Origin of the sequence: Halobaculum marinum, from assembly GCF_029338555.1 — an archaeon.
GTDB classification, from domain to species: domain Archaea; phylum Halobacteriota; class Halobacteria; order Halobacteriales; family Haloferacaceae; genus Halobaculum; species Halobaculum marinum.
The window spans coordinates 1,155,147-1,176,131 of sequence record NZ_CP119989.1 but is presented as its reverse complement, the minus strand read 5'-3'; the positions used below and the strand labels follow the sequence as shown (position 1 = coordinate 1,176,131).

17 protein-coding genes are annotated in these 20,985 nt (G+C 70.1%); 10 read left to right on the top strand and 7 right to left on the bottom strand.

The genetic code is table 11. The features are described 5' to 3' along the window. The first annotated feature begins 1 nt into the window (after position 1). From P0R32_RS06070 to P0R32_RS06050, 5 genes are all read left to right on the top strand, one after another. Positions 2–478: a hypothetical protein gene (locus tag P0R32_RS06070; RefSeq protein WP_276239057.1), complete on the top strand. Its 477-nt coding sequence runs from the start codon at positions 2–4 to the stop codon at positions 476–478. A gap of 59 nt (positions 479–537) precedes the next feature. Then, on the top strand, positions 538–762 hold the full coding sequence (locus P0R32_RS06065) for a hypothetical protein (RefSeq protein WP_276239056.1): 225 nt from the start codon (positions 538–540) through the stop codon (positions 760–762). Positions 763–853: 91 nt separating this feature from the next. Next, the gene (locus tag P0R32_RS06060; protein WP_276239055.1) at positions 854–2,092 is read left to right on the top strand and encodes a mandelate racemase/muconate lactonizing enzyme family protein; all 1,239 of its coding nucleotides are present in this window, start codon (positions 854–856) and stop codon (positions 2,090–2,092) included. Positions 2,093–2,464: 372 nt separating this feature from the next. Then, on the top strand, positions 2,465–5,260 hold the full coding sequence (locus P0R32_RS06055) for an integrin alpha (RefSeq protein WP_276239054.1): 2,796 nt from the start codon (positions 2,465–2,467) through the stop codon (positions 5,258–5,260). A 204-nt stretch (positions 5,261–5,464) separates the two neighbouring features. Continuing rightward, entirely contained in the window at positions 5,465–9,955 is a 4,491-nt protein-coding gene (locus P0R32_RS06050; RefSeq protein ID WP_276239053.1) for a beta strand repeat-containing protein, read from the top strand. A 20-nt stretch (positions 9,956–9,975) separates the two neighbouring features. On the opposite strand, the gene P0R32_RS06045 is transcribed toward P0R32_RS06050, so the two are convergent. After that, positions 9,976–11,118, bottom strand: coding sequence for a PAS domain-containing sensor histidine kinase (locus P0R32_RS06045; protein WP_276239052.1), 1,143 nt, complete (start codon positions 11,116–11,118; stop codon positions 9,976–9,978). 126 nt (positions 11,119–11,244) lie between these two features. Between P0R32_RS06045 and P0R32_RS06040 the strand changes: the two genes are divergently transcribed. Beyond that, positions 11,245–12,246 (top strand): acetamidase/formamidase family protein, encoded by a 1,002-nt coding sequence (locus tag P0R32_RS06040; protein ID WP_276239051.1) that lies wholly within the window; start codon positions 11,245–11,247, stop codon positions 12,244–12,246. On the opposite strand, the gene P0R32_RS06035 is transcribed toward P0R32_RS06040, so the two are convergent. From P0R32_RS06035 to P0R32_RS06015, 5 genes are all read right to left on the bottom strand, one after another. Beyond that, positions 12,195–12,857, bottom strand: a complete 663-nt coding sequence (locus P0R32_RS06035; protein WP_276239050.1) for a hypothetical protein — start codon at positions 12,855–12,857, stop codon at positions 12,195–12,197. The genes P0R32_RS06040 and P0R32_RS06035 overlap by 52 nt on opposite strands. Continuing rightward, positions 12,847–13,947 (bottom strand): DUF3179 domain-containing protein, encoded by a 1,101-nt coding sequence (locus P0R32_RS06030; protein WP_276239049.1) that lies wholly within the window; start codon positions 13,945–13,947, stop codon positions 12,847–12,849. The genes P0R32_RS06035 and P0R32_RS06030 overlap by 11 nt, the downstream gene beginning before the upstream one ends. 87 nt (positions 13,948–14,034) lie before the next feature. Then, positions 14,035–14,568, bottom strand: a complete 534-nt coding sequence (locus P0R32_RS06025; protein ID WP_276239048.1) for an MOSC domain-containing protein — start codon at positions 14,566–14,568, stop codon at positions 14,035–14,037. A 75-nt stretch (positions 14,569–14,643) separates the two neighbouring features. After that, positions 14,644–15,045 (bottom strand): permease, encoded by a 402-nt coding sequence (locus P0R32_RS06020; RefSeq protein WP_276239047.1) that lies wholly within the window; start codon positions 15,043–15,045, stop codon positions 14,644–14,646. Between the two features lie 126 nt (positions 15,046–15,171). After that, on the bottom strand, positions 15,172–16,431 hold the full coding sequence (locus tag P0R32_RS06015; RefSeq protein WP_276239046.1) for a Glu/Leu/Phe/Val family dehydrogenase: 1,260 nt from the start codon (positions 16,429–16,431) through the stop codon (positions 15,172–15,174). A 340-nt stretch (positions 16,432–16,771) separates the two neighbouring features. On the opposite strand from P0R32_RS06015, the gene gdhB reads away from it, so the two are divergent. Further along, a complete protein-coding gene (gene gdhB, locus P0R32_RS06010) occupies positions 16,772–18,106 on the top strand; it encodes a glutamate dehydrogenase GdhB (protein WP_276239045.1) in 1,335 nt (444 codons plus the stop codon). 53 nt (positions 18,107–18,159) lie between these two features. On the opposite strand, the gene P0R32_RS06005 is transcribed toward gdhB, so the two are convergent. Further along, positions 18,160–19,029 (bottom strand): HpcH/HpaI aldolase/citrate lyase family protein, encoded by an 870-nt coding sequence (locus tag P0R32_RS06005; protein ID WP_276239044.1) that lies wholly within the window; start codon positions 19,027–19,029, stop codon positions 18,160–18,162. A 141-nt stretch (positions 19,030–19,170) separates the two neighbouring features. Between P0R32_RS06005 and P0R32_RS06000 the strand changes: the two genes are divergently transcribed. The 3 genes from P0R32_RS06000 to P0R32_RS05990 all read left to right on the top strand — a co-directional run bounded on the left by P0R32_RS06000 (position 19,171) and on the right by P0R32_RS05990 (position 20,947). Beyond that, positions 19,171–19,641, top strand: a complete 471-nt coding sequence (locus P0R32_RS06000; protein ID WP_276239043.1) for a MaoC family dehydratase — start codon at positions 19,171–19,173, stop codon at positions 19,639–19,641. Positions 19,642–19,768: 127 nt separating this feature from the next. Further along, on the top strand, positions 19,769–20,464 hold the full coding sequence (locus tag P0R32_RS05995) for a hypothetical protein (RefSeq protein WP_276239042.1): 696 nt from the start codon (positions 19,769–19,771) through the stop codon (positions 20,462–20,464). Between the two features lie 63 nt (positions 20,465–20,527). After that, positions 20,528–20,947: a DoxX family membrane protein gene (locus tag P0R32_RS05990; RefSeq protein WP_390218697.1), complete on the top strand. Its 420-nt coding sequence runs from the start codon at positions 20,528–20,530 to the stop codon at positions 20,945–20,947. Positions 20,948–20,985 lie beyond the last annotated feature (38 nt).

The window sequence follows — 20,985 nt, the reverse complement described above, 5'->3', positions numbered from 1 at the left end:
TATGGCCCGACGGACGCTCAAGTTGGTGCTGCTCGCGGTGGTCGTGACCGGGTTGAGCGTCGGTTCAGCCGGCTTCGGGTCCGTCGCCGCCGACCGGACCGTGAACGTCGCCGTGGTCGACGACGAGCACGCCTACGTCGGCGTCGTCGCCTGTGAGAAGGGGAACGATGGCCCGGGGTCGGGGACGGCGCCGGTCCGAGTCCGCGTGACCAACCGGTACTCCACGACGCTGACCGTCGATCGCATCACGAGCGCCGATGCCGACCGTACCGACGGCGTTCACGTCGACGAGGGCTCGGTCAACGTCGGCAACCGCGAAGCGTTCGATGTGGTGTTCGAGGACGACGTAGCCACGGTCACAGTCGCTGTCACGGCAGACGGCTTCGACGCCACCATCACCAATTCGGTAGCGACGAAGGCCGACTGTCCACTCAGCTCCGGGAGTGAGGGAGCGTCGTCGACGAACTCCTCGACGTGAGCTACTCGCACGGCAGATTCCCGACGGCGTTTTAGGTGTCCTCTCCACAGGAGGCTACTGTGTCCAGACGCCGCCCGTACGACGACACCAAGTCCATCCTCGCGGCGATCCTCGGCATCCCCGCGCTCGCGGGACTCGTGTACCTCCTGCTCGTCGTCGTCAACGTGACGTGGCGCGACTACGGCCTCGTCGCCGGTGGCGCCGTGTTCGTCGTCGGCTTCCTCGGCCTCTCGTACGGCTCCTACCGGGCCGTCGAGTTGATCCGCAACTCGGGCGGTCGGTGAGTCGGCGGCGCGCGAGCGACTCGGCCCCACCGTCGCCCGCGCCGACGCGCGGACAGTCAACCTTTACACTAATGCGAGTAAATGCCCAGTCATGAGCAGGAACTACGACTCGCTCCACGACCCGAACGCGGAGTACACGATGCGGGAACTGTCGAGCGAGACGATGGGTGTGACGGCGAAGCGCGGCGGCGGGCGCGACGTCGAGATCACGGACGTGCAGTGCACGATGGTCGACGGGAACTTCCCGTGGACGCTCGTGCGCGTGTACACCGACGCCGGCATCGTCGGCACCGGCGAGGCGTACTGGGGCGCGGGCGTCCCGGAACTCATCGAGCGCATGAAGCCGATGGTCGTCGGCGAGAACCCGCTCGACATCGACCGCCTGTACGAGCACCTCATCCAGAAGATGTCCGGCGAGGGCTCCGTCGAGGGCGTCACCGTCACCGCCATCTCCGGCATCGAGATCGCACTCCACGACCTCGCGGGCAAGATCCTCGAGATCCCGGCGTACCAGCTGCTGGGCGGCAAGTACCGCGACAAGATGCGCGTCTACTGCGACTGCCACACCGAGGAGGAGGCCGACCCCGAGGCGTGTGCCGACGAGGCCGAACGCGTCGTCGAGGAACTGGGCTACGACGCGCTGAAGTTCGACCTCGACGTGCCCTCGGGCCACGAAAAGGACCGCGCGAACCGCCACCTGCGGCCGGGCGAGATCCGCCACAAGGCCGAGATCGTCGAGGCGGTGACCGAGCGCGTGAAGGACAAGGCCGACGTGGCGTTCGACTGCCACTGGACGTTCTCGGGTGGCTCCGCCAAGCGCCTCGCGAACGCCATCGAGGAGTACGACGTGTGGTGGCTGGAGGACCCCGTGCCGCCGGAGAACCTCGACGTGCAAGAGGAGGTCACGAAGTCCACCGTCACGCCGATCACGGTCGGCGAGAACCGCTACCGCGTCACCGAGGAGCGTCGCCTCATCGAGAATCAGGCGGTCGACATCATCGCGCCCGACATGCCGAAGGTCGGCGGGATGCGCGAGACCCGCAAGATCGCGGACGTGGCGAACCAGTACTACGTCCCGGTCGCGATGCACAACGTCTCCTCGCCGGTCGCGACGATGGCGAGCGCCCACGTCGGCGCGGCCATCCCGAACTCGCTGGCCGTCGAGTACCACTCGTACGAACTCGGCTGGTGGGAGGACCTGGTCGAGGAGGACGTCATCGAGGACGGCTACATCACCATCCCCGAGGAACCCGGCCTCGGCGTCACCCTCGACATGGACACCGTCGAGGAGCACATGGTCGACGGCGAGACGCTGTTCGACGAGGCGTAGGCTCGTCGAGCCAGCAGCGCGAAGCGTTGCGATGTTCGACCCGGTCTAATCCGGGTCGAACAGGCGGGACGGAGTCCCGACTCGTTCGACGAGGCGTAGGCCGAGTCGAACGCGTCGAAACCCCACCTTAGCGACACACGCCGCTGACGGTACCGCGCCCTCTCGCTGTCGACCGAGCGTACCGCCTGACCGCGCCGCCGTCGACGACCACCGACCATCGCGGTCGTCCATCCGGCAGCCGAACCACCCGGTCGCAGTCACTCGATTCTCCGACGGTCCTGCTGGCGACGGGGCCCCGTAACACCGCGCTACGGGCGCGTCGCTCGCTACCGAGAGTGGATAACAAGGACGGTCCTCCCCGTGCCCGGCGCCATGGTGCGAGTAGACGGACCGGCGGTGGTCGTCGCGGTCGCTGTGGTGCTCGTGGTTGCCGCGCCGGTCGCTGGCGCGGTGCTACCGACTGGTGGTGGACCCGTCGCCTCGGCGGCGTCGGCAGATCCAGCGAGCCTCGGAACGGGCGACGGTGACCGGGTCACACACGACAGACGGGGGGTACTGAGCGGTCGGACGACGCTCGCGGACGCGGACACCCGCGTTCGAGCGAGCGCTTCGGGCGACCGCGTGGGGCGGACGCTCGCGGGCGTGGGCGACGTGAACGGCGACGGCGTCGACGACGTCCTAGTCGGCGCTCCGCGAAACGACTCCGGCGGCGAGCGCGCCGGCGCGGTGTACCTGTTCTACGGACCCGTCGACCGGGGCGACATCAGCGTCGCCGACGCGGACCTGGTGTTGTACGGCGCCGCCGCCGGGGACAGCCTCGGCTCCGCGGTCGCCGGCGGCGACGTGGACGGCGACGGGTACAGCGACCTCGTGATCGGCGCGCCCGGCGCCGACGCGGCGGCGAACAACTCGGGGGCGGCGTACGTCGTCTACGGCGGGGAGTCGCTGTCGGGGTCGGCGCGGATCACCGCCGCCGCCGACGTCCGACTGGCCGGCGTGGGCGCGAACGACGGGGCCGGCAACGCCGTCGGCACGGTCGACGCGGGGCGCCTCGCAGACGACAGCGGCGGCGGAGTGGTCGTCGGCGCGCGCGCGGCCAACACGACCGCCGGCACGTCGTCGGGCGCGGTGTACGTCGTCGACCTGCGCGACGGCGCCGAGGGCGCACGCTCGCTGGCCGACGCCGACGCCACGTTCCTCGGCGAGGACGACAACGACGCCGCGGGCGTCGCAGTCGCGGGCGTCGGCGACGTGGACGACGACGGTCGCGAGGAGGTGGCGGTGGGCGCATCGGGTGCCGACAAGGTCAGCGCCAACGCCTCGAATCACGGCGCGGTGTACGTGCTCTCGAACGTGTTCTCCGGCGGCACACGCAGTCTCGCCACGGCAGACGCGCGCCTCGACGGCACCGCGGCGCGCGAAGGGGCGGGGTACGCCCTCGCCGGCGGCGCTGACGTGAACGGCGACGGCGTCGACGACATCGTGGTCGGCGCGCCGTTCGCCGACGCCACCGGCACCGACGCTGGCGCGGCGTACGTCGTCTTCGGTGGCGACATCGCAGACGGGGACCTGAGCGACGCCGACCACCGGCTGTACGGCATCGACGCCGGAGACCGCGCTGGCTTCTCGGTCGGCCTCGCCGGTGCGGCCTGCGGCGACGCCGCCGACGTGCTCGTCGGCGCGCCACAGCGCGACACGGTCGCGGGCAACGACTCCGGCGCGGCGTACCTCGTCGACGGCGCGGTCGAGCCCGGAGAGACGAATCTCCGTGACGCCGACGCGACCCTGCGCGGCGCGGACGCCGGCGGCGAGGCCGGCACGGCGGTCGCCGACGCCGGGGACGCCGGCGGCGACGACGCCGCAGACGTGCTGGTCGGCGCGCCGCAGGCCGGCGACGGCGGTGTCGCGTACCTGCTCCACGGCGACTGCGTCGACGAGCGGACGGACGACGACAGTGACGATGACCAAGACAAGGACCGGGACAAGGACCGGGACAAGGACCGGGACGATGACCGGGACAAGGACCGGGACAACGACCGCGACCGTGACGACGACAAGGACGAGGACGACGACCTGAGCGTGGTGACGGTCGCCGCGGCCTGCGAGCGCGGCGGCGGGAACGTGACGGTCGCGAACCCGAACGACGAGTCGGTGCGCGTCGTGGTCACGGGGCCGGACGGCTTCGAACGGCGAACGACCCTCGACGCCGACGGAGGGGAGAACGACACGCTCAGTCTGCCCGGACTCGCGGACGGAGAGTACACCGTTCGGACGGTGACAGCCGACGGCGCGGATCGCACGACGGTCGGGCGCGAGACGGTCACCGTCGACTGCGGCCCCGGCCCGTCCGCGGTCGTCGTCGCCACCGGCTGTCTCGACGGAAACGGAACCGGGACGCTCGGCGTCGCGAACCCCGCCGCGGTCGACGTGAACGTGACGGTCGACGGCCCCGATGGGTACGAGGCGACCCAGGCGCTCGGCGCCGCGGGCACCGGCACGAACGAGACGACGTTCGTCGGACTGAGCGACGGCAACTACACGGTCACGACCCTGACCGCTGGCGTCGACCCGACCGAGGTCGGGAACGAGACGGTCGAAATCGCGTGTGGTCCGGTCGTCCCTGACGACGGGAACGTGACTGACGGCAACGAGACTGACGGCAACGTCACCGATGGGAACGTCACCGACGGGAATGTCACCGACGGGAACGAAACTGACGGGAACGTTACCGACGGCAACGTGACGGACGGCGGCGCCGGCGACGAGAACGAGACTGGCGAGAACGACAGCGACGTACCACTCGGCCCACCCGTGACGGACGGTGGGGACGAGCGCGAGAACGCCACCGACAGCGACGAGTCCGACGACGAGAACGCCACTGAGGGCGATGGCGAAGAAGAGGAAGGCGAGGGAGTCGAGACCGACGGCGATGGCGACGGTGACGAATCCGAGGAGGAAGAGAACGGTGACGAATCCGAGGAGGAAGAGAACGGTGACGAATCCGAGGAGGAAGAGAACGGTGAAGCCGACGACGAAGAAGACGGAGGCGAATCTGAAACAGACGACAACGGAGACGCCGACGACGAAGAAGACGAATCTGAAGCGGACGAGGAGGAGGCCGAAGAGGACGACGGAGCCGCCGGGCCGTCTCGGGTGCTGCCCGCTTGAGGTCGGCGGCGGGCACGGTACGGCGACGTTGTGCCCACGTACGGCGAGCTTTCCGAGCGACGTGCGGGGGCTCGACCGGTGACGCACCGGATCTGTGATCGCCCTCCCGGAGGATAACCACGCTCCGCGTAGTACGGCGTTACTCGGCGAGGAAATGTCGGCCACGGTGAGTAACAAGGTGGCCAGTCGGCGTGCGTGGTCCACATGGATCGCGGCACTCGGACCCCCGCATTAGTCGTCGTCGCGGCGCTGATCGTGATTGCAGCGCCGATGGTCGTCGGTGTCGACTCCGGTGCAGTCTCGGGCGGCTTACTCGACGGCGAGGTCGGCGGCGTCTCCATCGGTGGCGGCGCAGACGCCTCGCTGTCGGTGCGCGGCGAGGTGCCGCTGGCGCAGGCAGACGCCCGAATCGCCGGCGACGGACTTCGCGACCGCGCCGGGACGGCGGTCGCGGGCGTCGGCGACGTGAACGGCGACGGCGTCGCGGACGTCCTCGTGGCGGCCCCGAGCGCCGATGGCGGCGAACAGAACACCGGCGCAGTCTACCTCTTCTACGGTCCGATCGACCCCGGCGACATGGCCGTGTCGAACGCGGACGCGACGTTCGTCGGCGCCGCGGCGAACGACTCGGCAGGGGCGGGTATCGCCGGCGGCGACGTGGACGGCGACGGGTACAGCGACCTCGTGATCGGCGCGCCCGGCGCCGACGCGGCGGGCGCCGACTCGGGCGCCGTGTACGTCGTCTACGGCGGGGAGTCGCTGTCGGGGACGAACGACCTCTCCGTCGCCTCGGACCTCGTGTTGACCGGTGCCGGCGGCGGGGACGCGGCGGGCGAAGCCGTCTCCGTCGTGCTCCGCGAGGAGGGTGACCGCGGCGCGGCGGCGAACCGCGGCGGCGGCGTCCTCGTGGGTGCACCGCGCGCGGACACGCCCGCGGGGAACGACTCCGGCGCGGCGTACGTCGTCTCCCTGACCGACCGCCCGAGCGGGAACCGCTCGCTGGCGTCCGCCGACGCGACGTTCCACGGCGAAGACGACAACGACCTCGCCGGACGGGCGGTTGCGGGCGTCGGCGACGTGGACGACGACGGTCGGGCCGACGCCGCGGTCGGGGCGCCCGCGTTCGACGTTGCGGGGACGAACGGGTCGAACCACGGCACCGTCTACGTGCTCTCGGGCGTGTTCGAGGCGTCGGACACCTCCTCGCTCGGCGACACCCCGATCCGCCTTGACGGGGCCGCGAGCGGCGACTTCGCGGGTCGCGCACTCGACGGCGGCGCAGACGTGAACGGCGACGGCGTCGACGACCTCGTGGTCGGCGCGCCGTTCGCCGACGGCAACGGCACCGACGCCGGCGCGGCGTACGTCGTCTTCGGGCGCCAGGGGCTCGGGAGCGGCGACCTCGCGGGCGCAGACCGGACGTACCTCGGCGCCGCCGCCGGCGACCTCGCGGGCTCTGCGGTCGCCCTGACCGGCACGGCGTGCGGCCCGCGCGCGGACGTGCTGGTCGGCGCCCCGCAGACCGACACCGCCGCCGGTGAGGACGCCGGAGCGGTGTACTTCGTCGAGGACGGCGGTGCCGAACGGAGTTCGAGCCTCGGTGACGCGGCCGGTCGGATCACTGGCGTGGGTGACGACGACGAAGCCGGATCTGCCGTCGCGTCCGCAGGTGACGTGGGTGGCGACGGGAGCCAAGACGTGCTCGTCGGCGCCCCCCGGAACGACGCGCTGGCCGGCGACGGCGGCTCCGTGTACGTCCTCTACGGGGAGTGTGTCGACGACGACGAGTCGCGGGTGGACGGCGCCCCGGCGAGCGTGTTCGACGGCGACGCGAGCGCGAGCGGCCCCGCGACTGGTGACGTGAGCGACAGCGGACCGACTGACTCGCAGTCCGGCAACGACGACGCGGAGACCGGCGGGGCCGGAGCGACGAACGACGACGGGGCGACGAACGACGAGACGGACGGGTCCGAGGCGGCAGACACCGATCCTGCCGACGCGAGCGACGACGACTCGGAGGACCAGTCCGCCGCCGACGAGCATGACGACGAGGACGCTGCGAGCGGCGGGGCGTCGAGCTCGAACGACGACTCACCCGAAGACGACGGAGACGGAGATGGTGACGACGCCGGTGACTCCGCCGCCGGCGCTGGCGGTAGCGACACCGACGACGAGAACGGCGGGGGTGACTCCGACGCGGAGGGTGACGGTGACGCGCCGGCGGACGACGCGGGCGACGGAGACGACTCCGACAGCGACGCCGGGCCATCGGACAGCGATACCGGCGGCGAATCCGACGAGAGTGAGTCGGGCGGGGCGACCGGTGCCAGCGGCGACAGCCAGAGCCAAAACGGTGAGAATCAGGAGTCGAACGACGACTCGGCTCCAGAGGACGGCGGTGACGACGAGACCGAGGGTGGGCCGGACGACGGGGGCGCGACTGGCGCTTCTGAGAGCGGCCAGACGGACGAGACAACCCAAGGTGAGAGTGACGCACAAGGGAACGGCGACGACGCACCCGGGAACAGCGACGACACATCTAGCAACAACGGCGACGATGCGCCGGGCAACAACGGCGCATCGGGCAACAACGACGACCAGTCCAGCAACAACGACGACCAGTCCAGCAACAACGACGACCAGTCCAGCAACAACGACGACCAGTCCAGCAACAACGACGACCAGTCCAGCAACAACGACGACCAGTCCAGCAACAACGACGACCAGTCCAGCAACAACGACGACCAGTCCAGCAACAACGACGACCAGTCCAGCAACAACGACGACCAGTCCAGCAACAACGACGACCAGTCCAGCAACAACGACGACCAGTCCAGCAACAACGACGCACCCGGAAACAGCGAAGGCGCATCAAGCAACAACGGCGACGACGCACCCGGCAACAGCGACGACGCCCCCGGCAACGATGACGCACCCGGGAACAACGGCGACGAATCCAGCAACGGTGATGAAGCACCGGGCAACAGCGGCGACGCACCCGGCAACGACGACGAGTCCAGCAACGACGACGGCGAACCAGGCAACAGCGAAGACGCCCCCGGCAACAGCGACGAGTCCAGCAACAACGACGCACCGGGCAACAGCGATGACGCACCCGGAAACAACGACGAGTCCAGCAACAACGACGATCAGTCGGGTGACGGTGCACCTGACGGGACGGACGACGGCCAGGACACCGGCGAGAGTGCATCGAGTACTGATGGTGAGGGGTCGAGCGAGAGCGACGCCGACCAGAGCGGCGACAGTGACGATACACCGGGCAACAGCGACGACGCTCCGGGGAACGACGACGGCGGACCTGCCGACGGCGCTGACGCGACCGACGACGAGAGCGAGGGCTCTGGCGACGACGGAAACGCCCCCGACGAGGAGCAGAGCGACGAGGGCGACGAGACGGACGGACGCCCGAACGGTTCCGGCGACGCGAGTGAGTCGAACGGCGAGGAGGGAAGCGAGTCCAGCGACTCGTCGACCACCGACGACGGCGACGGCGACGGAGATCAGCTCCCGAACGACGACTCCGAGGACGGGTCCGCTTCGTCGACGCCAGACGAATCGAACAGCGAGCAGTCGAACGGCCAAGAGTCGAACCCTGCCGGTGACGACTCACAGGGCCCGCCCCCGGACGACTCCGACGGCGAGGGATCGACGGACGGTGGCGACGGACCCGCTGATGCGGACGAGCAGCCTGAGTCCGGTGAGGAGGGCGATTCGGCCGCTGGGAACGACGCCTCGGGCGCGCCCGGGCAGGAAGACGATCAGGGCGGCGACAACCAAGCGGGTAACTCCGGCGACTCCGAGAACGGCGAGGGCCCGCCCGGTCAACAGGAGGACGAAGCCGACGGCAGTGACGGCGCTCCGACCGACGGAGACGACGCCGGGCCCGGGAACGGCAACGGCGACGCCAACGGAAATGGAAACGGGAACGCCAACGGCAACGGCGACACCGAGGGCAGCAACGCAAACGCCAACGGCAACGGCGACACGGAGAGCGCAAACGGCGGTGCCAACGGGAACGGTAACGGAGGTGCCAACGGCCAAGGTGCGAGCGACGCCAGTGAGAGCACGAACAGCAACGGGACCAACGGCAGTACCGACCCGGGGCCTGCCGGCACGCAGGGGAACTCTACGAACGACGGAACGCCCGCCGACGCGACCGAATCCCAGGCCGCGAACGGCACCGAGAACACCAACGCCACCGGCGATTCAAACGGGAGTTCCAGCGCCAACGGCAACGACGACAACGGGGCGAACGGGAATAGCAATGGCAACGGGAACGGTGGTGCGAACGCCAACGGCAACGGCAACGGCAACGGAAACGGGAACGGGAACGCCAACGGCAACGGCAACGGGAATGGCAACGGTGACGCCAACGCCAACGAGAACGGCAACGGCAACGGGAACGGAAATGGGAATGCCAACGGCAACGGGAACGCTAACGGCAACAGCGACACGGTGAACGACGGCGGTCCCGAATCGGGTGAGCAGGGTCAAGCTGACTCGTCGGAGAGCGAGGACGACGACGTCGACAACGACGCCGACGACGCCGAAGCTGAAGACGAGGAGAACGACGATGAAGACGACGAGAGCGAGGAGGATGACGACGAAGGGGACGACGACGACGAGGATGAAGGCGAAGGGCTCATCGACTGGTTGTTCGCCCTCGCCAGGTAGGTAGCCGGGCGACTCCCGACTCAGACGGGGCCGACGCCGCGAATCTCGAAGCGTGCGCCGCCGTCGCTCCCCGCGACGACCTCGACGTACCACCCTTGCGCCTCGACGAACTGCTCGACGATAGCCAGCCCCAAGCCGGTGCCGTCGTCGCCGGTGGTGTGGCCGGGGTCGAACACCGCCGAGCGCTGCTCGGGGTCGATTCCCGGCCCGTCGTCTGCGACGTAGAAGCCCGACGGCTCCGTCGCGTCGGCGACGAGCACCCCCACGACGACCGTCACGTCCGGGCCACCGTGGTCGACGGCGTTCGCGAGCAAGTTCTCCAGAATCTGCCCGACCGGCCCCGCCCGTCCCTCGAACGCGAACGAGTCGGTGACGCGCAACGTCGCTTCGTCCGCTCGGACGTGCTCCCACGCCGTCTCGGCCGCCGCGCGCAGTCGGAGTTCGGTCGGTGGGTCCCCCGAGGAGAACCCGCCGCGTGCGAGCTGCAGCGCGTCGCCGATGATCGCCCCGATCCGGTCTGCCGACGACCGGATCGACTCCAGATCCGCGGCCGTCTCGTCGGTCCGTTCAGCGTCCCCCTCGGCGTCGTCGAGGCGAGCGTCGAGCAGTTCGCTTCGCCCCTGCACGACCTGGAGCGGGTTGCGGAGGTCGTGTGCGAGCACGCCCGCGAGCGTCTCCAGGCGGTCGTTGCGCGACTCCAGCGTCGCCTCGGCCAGTTTCCGCTCGGTGATGTCGAGGTGGAACACCTGTGCGTACGTCTCGCCCTCGTGATCGACCGCCGAGGCTCGCATGAGGAACCACCGACGTTCGTCGGGCGAGTGGCAGGCGTACTCGTGGTCGAACGTCTCCCGGTCGCCGACCAGCACCGCCTCGATGCCGTCGGCGACCATCGCGCCGTCCACGTCTGCCCCGGTCGCACCCGCCCGGACGCCGCCGTCGACCGCGGGTGACCGGTCGCCGTCGGCGTCGCCTCGCTCGCCCGTCTGGCGACACACCCGGAGGTAGTTCCGCCCGGTCGGGTCTGCGACTGGGTCGACACCGTCCCAGTCGTCGAACGCCCGCCACGCGGCGTTCGTCCGCACGATGACTCCCGCCGAGTCGACGACGGCGGTCTGGACGGGGAGCGCGTCGAACGCGGCCTGAGCGATGGAGGGGGTCGTCACGGAACCGGTCACTCGCGCCAGACACAAGAAGCCCCCATCCCGGCTATCGGCGGGGAGATTCGGCGAGTCCCACGGCTCACGAACCGCCCACTCGTGTTAAGCGGTCGTCAGTTGTACGGTGAGATCATGCCGGACGAGACAGACGCCGAGCCGACGACGTACACCGTCGACCACCACCTCTCGGACGCGGACCGCAATATCCACTCCGCGTGGGACAACTCGCTGGAGCCGGCGCTGACCATCGCCGACGGCGACGTGGTGCGCTTCGAGTGTCGCGACGCCGTCGACGGCCAGATCGACGTGGAGACGACCGCGGAGGACGTACTCGACGTGAGCTTCGACCCGGTCCACCCGCTCACCGGCCCGGTGTACGTCGAGGGCGCCGAACCGGGCGACGTGCTCGAGGTCGACCTGCTCGACCTCCAGCACAAGGGCTGGGGGTACAACGTCTACTTCCCCGGCGAGATGGGGCTGGGTCTGCTCCCGGAGGACTTTGAGGAGCCCGGCATCCACATCTGGGACCTGCAGGGCGATGTTGGCAAGTTCGTCAACGAAATCGAGGTGCCGCTGGATCCGTTCCCGGGCGTCATCGGGAACGCCCCCGCGGAGGCAGGCCCCCACGACACGCTCCCGCCGCGCTCGGTCGGGGGCAACATGGACGTGAAGCACATGACCGCCGGGTCGACGGTTCGGCTCCCTGTGGAGGTCGACGGCGCACTGTTCTCGACGGGCGACTGCCACGCCGCGCAGGGCGACGGCGAGGTGTGCGTCACGGGCGTCGAAGCGCCGATGTTCGTCACCGCCCGCTTCCGGGTGCGCAAGGACCTCGACATCGAACAGCCCGAGTTCACGACGACCGGGCCGTTCACACCGACGGGCCACGACGAGCCGATGTACGCGACGACCGGCATCGACCCCGACCTGATGGAGGCGACGCGGAAGGCCACCCGCCACATGATCACCCACCTCCACGACCACCGGGGGCTCACCCGCGGCGAGGCGTACATCCTCTGCTCGGCGGCGATGGACCTGAAGATCAGCGAGGTGGTCGACGCACCCAACTGGACGGTGACGGCCTACATCCCCGAGAGCATCTTCCCCGAGGAGTCGCCGGCGGCCGACAGCTGAACGTCGAGGCGCCACGCCGCCCACACCAGCGAGGCGACCAGCAGGAGTGCGGCGACCGGGCGAAGCCACGCGACCGCCGTCAGCGCCGCGCTCGTCGCCTGCAGCCCCAACACGATGAACAGCAACGGACCACAGCAGGCCGTTCCCGACAGCAACGCTGGGAGGCCGGCGGCGAGTCCCGAGGCCGGGGAGACGCCACACAGCGTCGGCTTGCGCCACGCCAGCGTCGACAGCGCGAGGTTCGCGCCCACCAGCAGCCCCAATCCGGTCGCGACGACGAGCGTCACCGGTGCGAAGAGGACCTCCACAGGGCCGACAGTGACCAGCGCGACGGCCTCGCCACCGACCGCGCGGGCGACCGGCTCAGCCGCGACCGTCAGGCCGACCGCAGGTGACTCGCCGGTCGCAACGACGGTCGGTGTCGCGCGACCGAGGTCGCCGACGGCGAACAGGTACACCAGTACGTAGGCACCCGCCGCGGCGACCAGCACGCCCGCCGAGACGCGGTCCACGAGCGCGGCCCCGAGCGCGCGCCTCGTCCGCCCGACCGCGACCCGGACCACCGCAAGCGGGTCGGCGCGGGCGGTCACGGTCGCCCCGTCACGAGACATAGGCGGCCTCGGGGTAGAATCCGCCGACGGCGTGCCACATCGCGTCGAACGAGTAGACGGGGGCCAGTGGGAGCGCGGCGGCGTCGTGGACGGCGCCGTCGACGAGGAACCGGCCGTCTTTCTCGCCGGACGGCTCGACCGTTGCCTCGCCCGCGCGGTACACGTGGGCCGTGTTCAGCGTCGGATCGTACGCCGCGAGGAACGCGCCGTCGTCAGTCGCGAGCAGGTCGGCCCGCATCACCGCCGGGCGGTCGAACGCCAGCGCGCGGTCGGCGGTCCTGGCGGCGAATACCACTCGTTTGGCGTCCGACTGGACGTCTCGCCACCCGTCGTCGAGCGGCGCGAACAGCGTCCGGCTCTCGGCGGCGTAGTAGCCGCTGGTCGGGTTGTAGTTCCCGTACGGATCGGCGCCGTAGCGTCGGGCGTAGCCGGTGTTCTCAGTCATGACCTGCGTGTCGGGGTGGGCACGGCGCCACTGTCCCCACGTCGTCCACACGAGTCGGACCTCGCGGAGTTGGTCACCCTCGTGGGGGCCGGAGACCGCCGTCGCGAGCACCTGCGGCCACCGCGAGTCGGTCGCGCGGTCGTACATCACGAGGTTGTTGTTCACGAGTCGCCCCGACACGCCGAAGGTGGTGTCGCCGCGCTCGAACCCCATCGCGGTGCCCGTGAGCGGGCAGTAGGTGACGGCGACGTTCGTCCCGTCGAGCGTGTCGTTGGCGACCTCGTGCCAGACGAGCACGTGCTGGGGATACGCCTTCACATCTGTCTCGCCGGCGTAGCCGAACACGATGCGGTCGTCGGCGAGCGTCACGTCATCCGCGGCGGCGAACTGCGGTTGGTCGACCGACGGGATGCCGTCTTTGCCCGGGCCACCGCTCACGGTCGCGTCGCGCACGGCGGCCGCGTCCAACGGCTGGTACAGCGGGTCGTCCCGCGTCGGCGGCCCCGAGTCGAACAGGTCGGCGACGCCGTCACCGCCGCTCCCCGGCACGGCACCGCCGGTACACCCGGCGAGGGCCGCGACCCCCGCTGCGCCGACGCCGCCCAGAAACCGCCGCCGCGTGTGCCGCGTGTGCCGTGTGTGCATACCACAGGTACGTCGACCCCCCGAAAAGCCGTCGGCCGGTCGTGCGGCGCCGGTGCACGCGACCGACGAGTCGGTCGATGCGTCACCTCAGCGACCGAGCGACTCGCGGAGGCGGTCGACGATCCGCCGCCCCTCCGAGCGTGGGTCGCCCTCCACCACCTCGATTTCGTCGCCGACGGCGACGGTCCCGGGCGCGACGACATCCGCACAGATTCCACCGCGGCGCCCCCGCAGCGCGCGAGCGACCCCGTCCTCGCCGGCGACCTGTTCGACGTGGGCACACGGCGGGCGCGGGCGAGTGCCGCGCAGGACGGCACCAGCGTCGGGGTCGCCGACGCGGAACGTCGCGCCGAGGAGGTCTTGGAGGTCGGCGCCCCGGACGACGACGTTGCGGCGGTGGCGACCGTCAGTGAGGTCGATGCCGAGGTCGTCGCGGATACTGTCGAGGGCGCCGGCGTCGACGAGCGTCACCTCACACACGTCGTACGGGGAGTAGTAGCCGGTGCCGTTCAGGTAGCGGTCGCCCTCGATGCCGCCGGGGACGAGGCTGACCTCGTCGTGGTCGACCATCGGGGCGGAGTCCTCGGGGGCGGTGTAGAGGGCGTCGACGCGAGGAGTCATCCGTTGATCGGAGGGGGTGGACGCCCAAGAATCTCACTGGGCCTGGCGACGCGTCCGTCGACGGGTGCCGGAGCGTCAGGTCGCAGCGGCGTCGGGTCGTCCAGAGCGGGCGACGAGGGCGGCGGCGGCGACCGCACACGCGACGCTGACGACCACCTGGACGGGCATCGTGAACGTCTCGTCTGCGCCGGGCACGTTCACGTACTTGAGGGCGGCGACCGCGAGGAACACGACGCCGAGAGTCCCGTACGCGACGAGCGCGACCGTCGCGTTCCGGGAGAGTCGCCCGGAGGTGACGGCGAGGCCGACGACGACAGCCGCGACGAGGGCGGCCACGAGTCCCACGAGGACGCCGATGATTCCGACGCCCGGTCCGCCGAGTCCGGCGGCGCTGGCCGTCTCGATAGCGACTGCCCCGGCGACTAACAGCGTGGTGACGGCGCTGGCGAGTGCCAGCGGGAGCGCACGACCGATCATACCACCACAATCACACCGCTCTGTGATAGATCTATCACTCGAATCCCGGAGACGGAGAACCGGTGCCATCTCGACGGGCTGGGTCGCGACGGTTCAGTCGTCGCCGGTCGACGGCGCGACGACCGACTACGGCCAGTTGCCGCTGTCGGTGAACGCGTCGACGACGCGCTGGATGGCGACGACGTACGCCGCGGTGCGGAAGTTCGGCAGGTCGTTCTCCTCGTAACACGTCGTGAGGTCGTCGAACGCGGAGACGATGTGGCGCTCCAACTCGTCGTTGACGCGCTCTTCGGTCCAGTAGAAGCGCTGGCGGTTCTGCACCCACTCGAAGTAGGAGACGGTGACGCCGCCGGCGTTCGCGAGGATGTCGGGGAACACGTGCACGTCGGCCTCGGTGAGCACGTCGTCGGCGCCGGGCGTCAGCGGGCCGTTCGCCGCCTCGACGATGACGTCGGCCTGCACGTCGCGCGCGAGGTCGCCGTCGATGGCGTTCTCCAGCGCCGCCGGCACCAGCAGGTCGACGTCGAGCGTGAGGAGGTCGTCGTTGGAGAACTCCTCGTCGGCGTGGGGGTAGCCCGACACCGAGCCCGTCTCGTTTTTGTGCTGTTTCACGTCACGGGCGTCGAGGCCGTCCTCGGCGTACACCGCACCGGAGGAGTCGGAGACGGCGACGATGTTCGCGCCCAGGTCCTCGATGAGGTAGGCGGCGATGTGGCCGGCGTTGCCGTACCCCTGCACGGCGACCGACGCGCCCTCCATCTCCATGTCGAGGTAGTCGAACGCCTCGCGGGCGGTGAGCATCGTCGAGCGTCCGGTCGCCTCGACGCGCCCCTCCGAGCCGCCGGCCTCCAGCGACTTGCCCGTCACGACGCCGGGTTCGGTCGTGTTCTCCAGCGTCTCGTAGGTGTCTTTGATCCAGTTCATCTCCCGCTGGCCCGTGTTCACGTCGGGCGCCGGGATGTCCTTGTCTTCGCCGATGAACGGGCGCAGTTCTTCGGCGAACGACCGGGTGAGGCGTTCCAGTTCCGCCTCGGAGTGGTCGGAGGGGTCGACGACGATGCCGCCTTTCCCGCCGCCGTACGGGATGTCGACGACCGCGCACTTGTACACCATCCAGCCAGAAAGCGCCTTCACCTCGTCACGCGTGACGCCCGGGTGGTAGCGGATGCCGCCCTTGTACGGACCGCGGTCGCCGTTGAACTCCGAGCGGAACGCCTTGAAGCGGCCGAGCGTGCCGTCGTCCATGTCGACCGAGAGGTTCAGCTCCAGCACCCGCTCGGGGTGCTTGAGCCGGTCGATCACGTCGTCCGCGACGTCGAGGTACGCGGCGGCGTCGTCGATCTGCTCTTGGAGGCTCTCGAAGGGGTTGGCCTCGTCTCCAGACATACGTACCCGAGCACTGTCCCCGTCCTTAACCGTGCCGAATCAATATCATGGATATTCATTAGTGTTCCTTACATGCATACCGACTCGTCGTATCGCGCGGTCCGCTGTCGCGGACCTGGCGGCGCCACGGTCCCCCGCCGAGCGTGACCGGAGCCGCGGATCGACCCGTCGACGCGCCGTGTCTCCAGAAGCACCCGACGTAGACGCCTTGGATCTGTCGATCCGCTGTACGATTGTGATAATATACCTTAGATTACACGGCATCATTAATACTATATGGTGGTCGGTCGGAGGGGCCGGTAACCGCCCCGTCGTGCGACGCGACGGGAGCCCAACCACCATGTCCACCGGAACCGCAGACACGGCCGAGGAGTCCGCCCCCGCAGACGACCAGTCGGAGCAGCAAGAGCCGCGGGAGCCGGAGACGGCGCTGGAGACGGCCCGCCGCCAACTGGAGCACGCCGCTGTCCACCTCGACGTGGACCCCGGCGTCGTCGAGCGCCTGAAACACCCGACGACGGTCCACCGCGTCGCGGTGCCGCTGGAGCGCGACGACGGCTCGGTCGAGGTGTTCACCGGCTACCGCGCCCAGCACGACGACGTGCGCGGGCCGTACAAGGGCGGCCTCCGCTTCCACCCGCATGTCAGCGAGGAGGAGTGCGTCGGCCTCTCGATGTGGATGACGTGGAAGTGCGCCGTGATGGACCTCCCGTTCGGCGGCGGCAAGGGCGGCGTCATCGTCGACCCCAAGCAGTTGTCCGAGACGGAGAAGGAGAAGCTCACGCGCCGGTTCGCCGAGGAACTGCGGAAGTTCGTCGGCCCCAAGAAGGACATCCCCGCGCCCGACATGGGCACCGACGCCCAGACGATGGCGTGGTTCATGGACGCGTACTCGATGCAGGAGGGCGAGACCATCCCCGGCGTCGTGACGGGCAAGCCGCCGGTTGTCGGCGGCACCGAGGGGCGCGAGGAGGCACCCGGTCGTTCGGTCGCCCTCGTCGTCCGCGAGGCAGCCGACTACTACGACTACGACCTCGACGGCCTCACCGTCGCCGTGCAGGGGTACGGCTCCGTCGGCGCCAACGCCGCGCGTCTCCTGGACGACTGGGGCGCCGACGTGGTGTCCGTCTCCGACACCGGCGGCGCGGTGTACGCCGAGGACGGCCTCGACACCCACGCCATCCCGAGTTTCTCCGAGGAGCCGAACGCCGTCACGGGGTACGCCGCCGACACCGACGGTGCGCATCTGCTCGACGACGGGAACGACATCCTCGAACTCGACGTGGACGTGCTGATCCCGGCGGCCGTCGGCAACGTCATCACCGTGGACAACGCCGACGCCGTCCGTGCCGACATCGTCGTCGAGGGCGCCAACGGCCCAACGACGTTCGCGGCAGACGAGATCCTCGCCGAGCGCGGTGTCCACGTCATCCCCGACATCCTCGCGAACGCCGGCGGCGTCACCGCCAGCTACTTCGAGTGGCTCCAGGACATCAACCGCCGGACGTGGACCATCGAGGAGGTTCGCTCGGAACTGGAGGCGGAGATGCTGAAGGCGTGGAACGCCGTCCGCACCGAGGTCGAGGACAAGGACATCACGTGGCGCGACGCGGCGTACGTCGTCGCGCTCGGCCGCATCGCGGAGGCGAAGAGCGTCCGCGGCCTGTGGCCGTAACCGCAGTCCACCTCGACCGCTGACACACTCTCGGCTCTCCGATCGCCTCCCGTCTACTCTCCCGCGTTCTCGCCGTCCCACTCGTCCACCAGTCGCGCGTACTCGCGGATCCGTTCGGCCTGCGCGATCAGCGGCGCGTCGATCATCTCGCCGTCGACTTGGAACACCCCCCGGTCTTCGGCCGCGGCGGCGTCGCGGGCGGCGAGCACGTCGCGCGCCCACGCGATCGACTCCGTATCTGGCGTGAACGCGTCGTTGATCACGGACACCTGCGCCGGGTGGATCGCCATCTTGCCGTCGTACCCGAGGGTCGCCGCGAAACGCGTCTCCTCGGCGAGTCCCGCCGTGTCGTCGAAGTCGGTGTAGACGGTGTCGATGGCGTCGACGCCCGCCGCACTCGCGGCGGTGACCACCTTCTCGCGGGCGTACAGCACCTCCGTCCCCTCGTCGGTCCGGGTCGCACCCAGGTCCGCCGAGAGGTCCTCTGCGCCGAACGCGACGGCGTCGGTCGCGCGGGCGTCTGCTATCTCCTCGGCCCGGAGCACCCCCCGCGCCGTCTCCACCAGCGCGATCACGGGCACTCGGCGGTCGTGCTCGCGGAGTTGGGAGGCGAGGTGGTCGACCGCGTCGCGCGACTCTGCCTTCGGCAGCATCACCGCGTCGAAGGTGGCTGCGTCGTCTGCCGTGAGCACCTCCAGGTCGCGGTACGTGTCGGTGCCGGTGACGCGCACACACACCTCGGCCGCCGGATCGAACTCGGGGTCGGCGAGCACGTCGCGGACGGCGCGGCGGGCCTCCCCCTTCCGGGCGGGGGCGACGGCGTCCTCCAGGTCGAACACGACCGTGTCGGCGCCGGCGCCGGGCGCCTTCCGCATGAGTTCGGGTCGGTCGCCGGGCGAGAACAGGAGACTACGTCTCGGCATGGCTCGGCGTTCGGCGGATGGCCGTATCAATCCCGCCGTCGTCGCCGTCGGCACCGGGACCGACACGGGAACTGGGACGCCCTCGGTGACGCCCGACGCGGTTCCCGCATCGTTTTCACGACCGACCGCGACCCGGCGCACGTGACCGGCAAGTATTACGAGGAGTTCGAGGTGGGCGAGACCATCGTCCACGAGAAGCGCCGCACCGTCTCCGAGCGCGACAACCAGACGTTCTGCGACATGACGATGAACCAGCAACCGCTCCACCTCGACGCCGCGTTCGCGGCGGACACGCAGTTCGGCGAGCGACTGGTCAACGGCATCTACACGATGGCGCTCGCGACCGGCCTGTCGATTCCCGACACGACCGACGGCACCATCGTCGCCAACCTCTCGTACGACGACGTGGAGCATCCGAACCCGGTGTTCCACGGCGACACGATCCGGGCGGAGTCGACCGTCCTCGACAAGCGCGAGACGAGCGACGGCGAGCGCGGCGTCGTGACGATGCGCGTCGACGCGTACAAACTGGACGGCGACGACGGCGACGAGACGCTCGTGTGCACGTTCGAGCGGACAGTGCTGTCGCTGAAGCGCGAACACGCGACGTGACCGTTCGGGCGCCGAGCGCGCACAGCACTAAGATCGTTGACAGACTCGCCCTGCGTCAGACAAAATTAGCGACGATCGGGTGGGAAAATACTATGCCACCCCCGCACAGACACGCAGTGACTGACCTGTGACGAGTGACGGACTACGCGGCGAGGGAGCCAGCACGGGGGCAGACGGACCGGTAGAGGCCGACGGGCGCGTCGACGACCAGGCGCCCGACGACGACGCCACCGTCGAGCGAGCGGCTCGTCACATGGCTCGTGAGCTGTGTGCGGGATTCCGCTATCACGACCGCGGAGAGCGCGAGGCGGCGACCGCGTCGTTCGCGGCGGTCGACCGCCGGCAGTTCGCCCACCTCGACGAGGCGGCGGCGCGACGGGCCGCCCGCGCGTACGTCGACGCGCTGTGGGCGAAAGACGACCTCGAGGCCGATCACATGGTCGACGACTGCATCGACCCCGCCTCGATCGGCGACGGCGACTGGGGGCCGGTCCACGACGCGCTCGCCGAGCGGGCCGACGCCGTGGGGATGGACCCCGCGTACGCGACGGCGACGACGCGCGCGTGGCGCAGCCACAAGGCCAACGACGACTACTGGACGCCGATGCTCCGGGCACAGCTTATCGAGTTCCGCGCGGCCAGCGGCGACCACGACTACCCGAACAAGCCCAGCGACGGGCGCGAGGGGTTCGGCGCCGCTCCCGTGCGCTACCTGCTCGGCGTCGAACTCCACGACCTCCACGACGAGGCCTGCTGGGAGGAGGCGGTGCAGGTCATGGAGCCGTACTACGCTCGGATCCTCCGCTCGCACCGCGACGACTGACCGGCCGAGGTGGCGACCGCCCACGAGGAGAGGCTACTTGTCTACGCGACGCCGAACACACCCGTGATCGACTCAGTGCGTCGGTCGGCGAGGACGGCGGCGGCGCGGCTTCCGCCGGCGCCGACGCTTGCCCGATGGAGCCTCGGCGCGATGGTGCTGGCCGCCGGCGTCCACAAACTGCACGACCCGGCCGCGTGGACCGTCTACGTCGTCGACTGGCTCGCCCCGCTGCTCGTCGTCTCGCCCACGGCGTTCATGCTGGTCAACGGCTATCTCGAAGTCGGCTTCGGACTCGCGCTGCTCGCCGACCGGTACACAGGCGTCGCGTCGCTCGTCGCCGCGGGTTCGCTGTCGGCGACGTGCGTGTACCTCGCGGTCGTCTGGGCGACCACGGGCGCCTTCGGCGACGTGCTCGCGCGCGACGTCGGCCTCGCCGGCCTCGCGTGGGCCGTCGTTCGGCAGGCGCTCGCCGACGCGGAGTGACCCCCGCCGAGGGCACGGGTTTATGGCGTCGGCCACGA

What these genes read in the sequence shown, in the direction of transcription:
- P0R32_RS06015 (WP_276239046.1), bottom strand. Translation starts at nt 16,431, where the DNA reads ATGTCTGGAGACGAGGCCAACCCCTTCGAGAGCCTCCAAGAGCAGATC.
- P0R32_RS06055 (WP_276239054.1), top strand. Translation starts at nt 2,465, where the DNA reads ATGGTGCGAGTAGACGGACCGGCGGTGGTCGTCGCGGTCGCTGTGGTG.
- P0R32_RS06040 (WP_276239051.1), top strand. Translation starts at nt 11,245, where the DNA reads ATGCCGGACGAGACAGACGCCGAGCCGACGACGTACACCGTCGACCAC.
- P0R32_RS06050 (WP_276239053.1), top strand. Translation starts at nt 5,465, where the DNA reads ATGGATCGCGGCACTCGGACCCCCGCATTAGTCGTCGTCGCGGCGCTG.
- gdhB (WP_276239045.1), top strand. Translation starts at nt 16,772, where the DNA reads ATGTCCACCGGAACCGCAGACACGGCCGAGGAGTCCGCCCCCGCAGAC.
- P0R32_RS06005 (WP_276239044.1), bottom strand. Translation starts at nt 19,029, where the DNA reads ATGCCGAGACGTAGTCTCCTGTTCTCGCCCGGCGACCGACCCGAACTC.
- P0R32_RS06035 (WP_276239050.1), bottom strand. Translation starts at nt 12,857, where the DNA reads ATGTCTCGTGACGGGGCGACCGTGACCGCCCGCGCCGACCCGCTTGCG.
- P0R32_RS06025 (WP_276239048.1), bottom strand. Translation starts at nt 14,568, where the DNA reads ATGACTCCTCGCGTCGACGCCCTCTACACCGCCCCCGAGGACTCCGCC.
- P0R32_RS06060 (WP_276239055.1), top strand. Translation starts at nt 854, where the DNA reads ATGAGCAGGAACTACGACTCGCTCCACGACCCGAACGCGGAGTACACG.
- P0R32_RS06070 (WP_276239057.1), top strand. Translation starts at nt 2, where the DNA reads ATGGCCCGACGGACGCTCAAGTTGGTGCTGCTCGCGGTGGTCGTGACC.
- P0R32_RS06020 (WP_276239047.1), bottom strand. Translation starts at nt 15,045, where the DNA reads ATGATCGGTCGTGCGCTCCCGCTGGCACTCGCCAGCGCCGTCACCACG.
- P0R32_RS06030 (WP_276239049.1), bottom strand. Translation starts at nt 13,947, where the DNA reads ATGCACACACGGCACACGCGGCACACGCGGCGGCGGTTTCTGGGCGGC.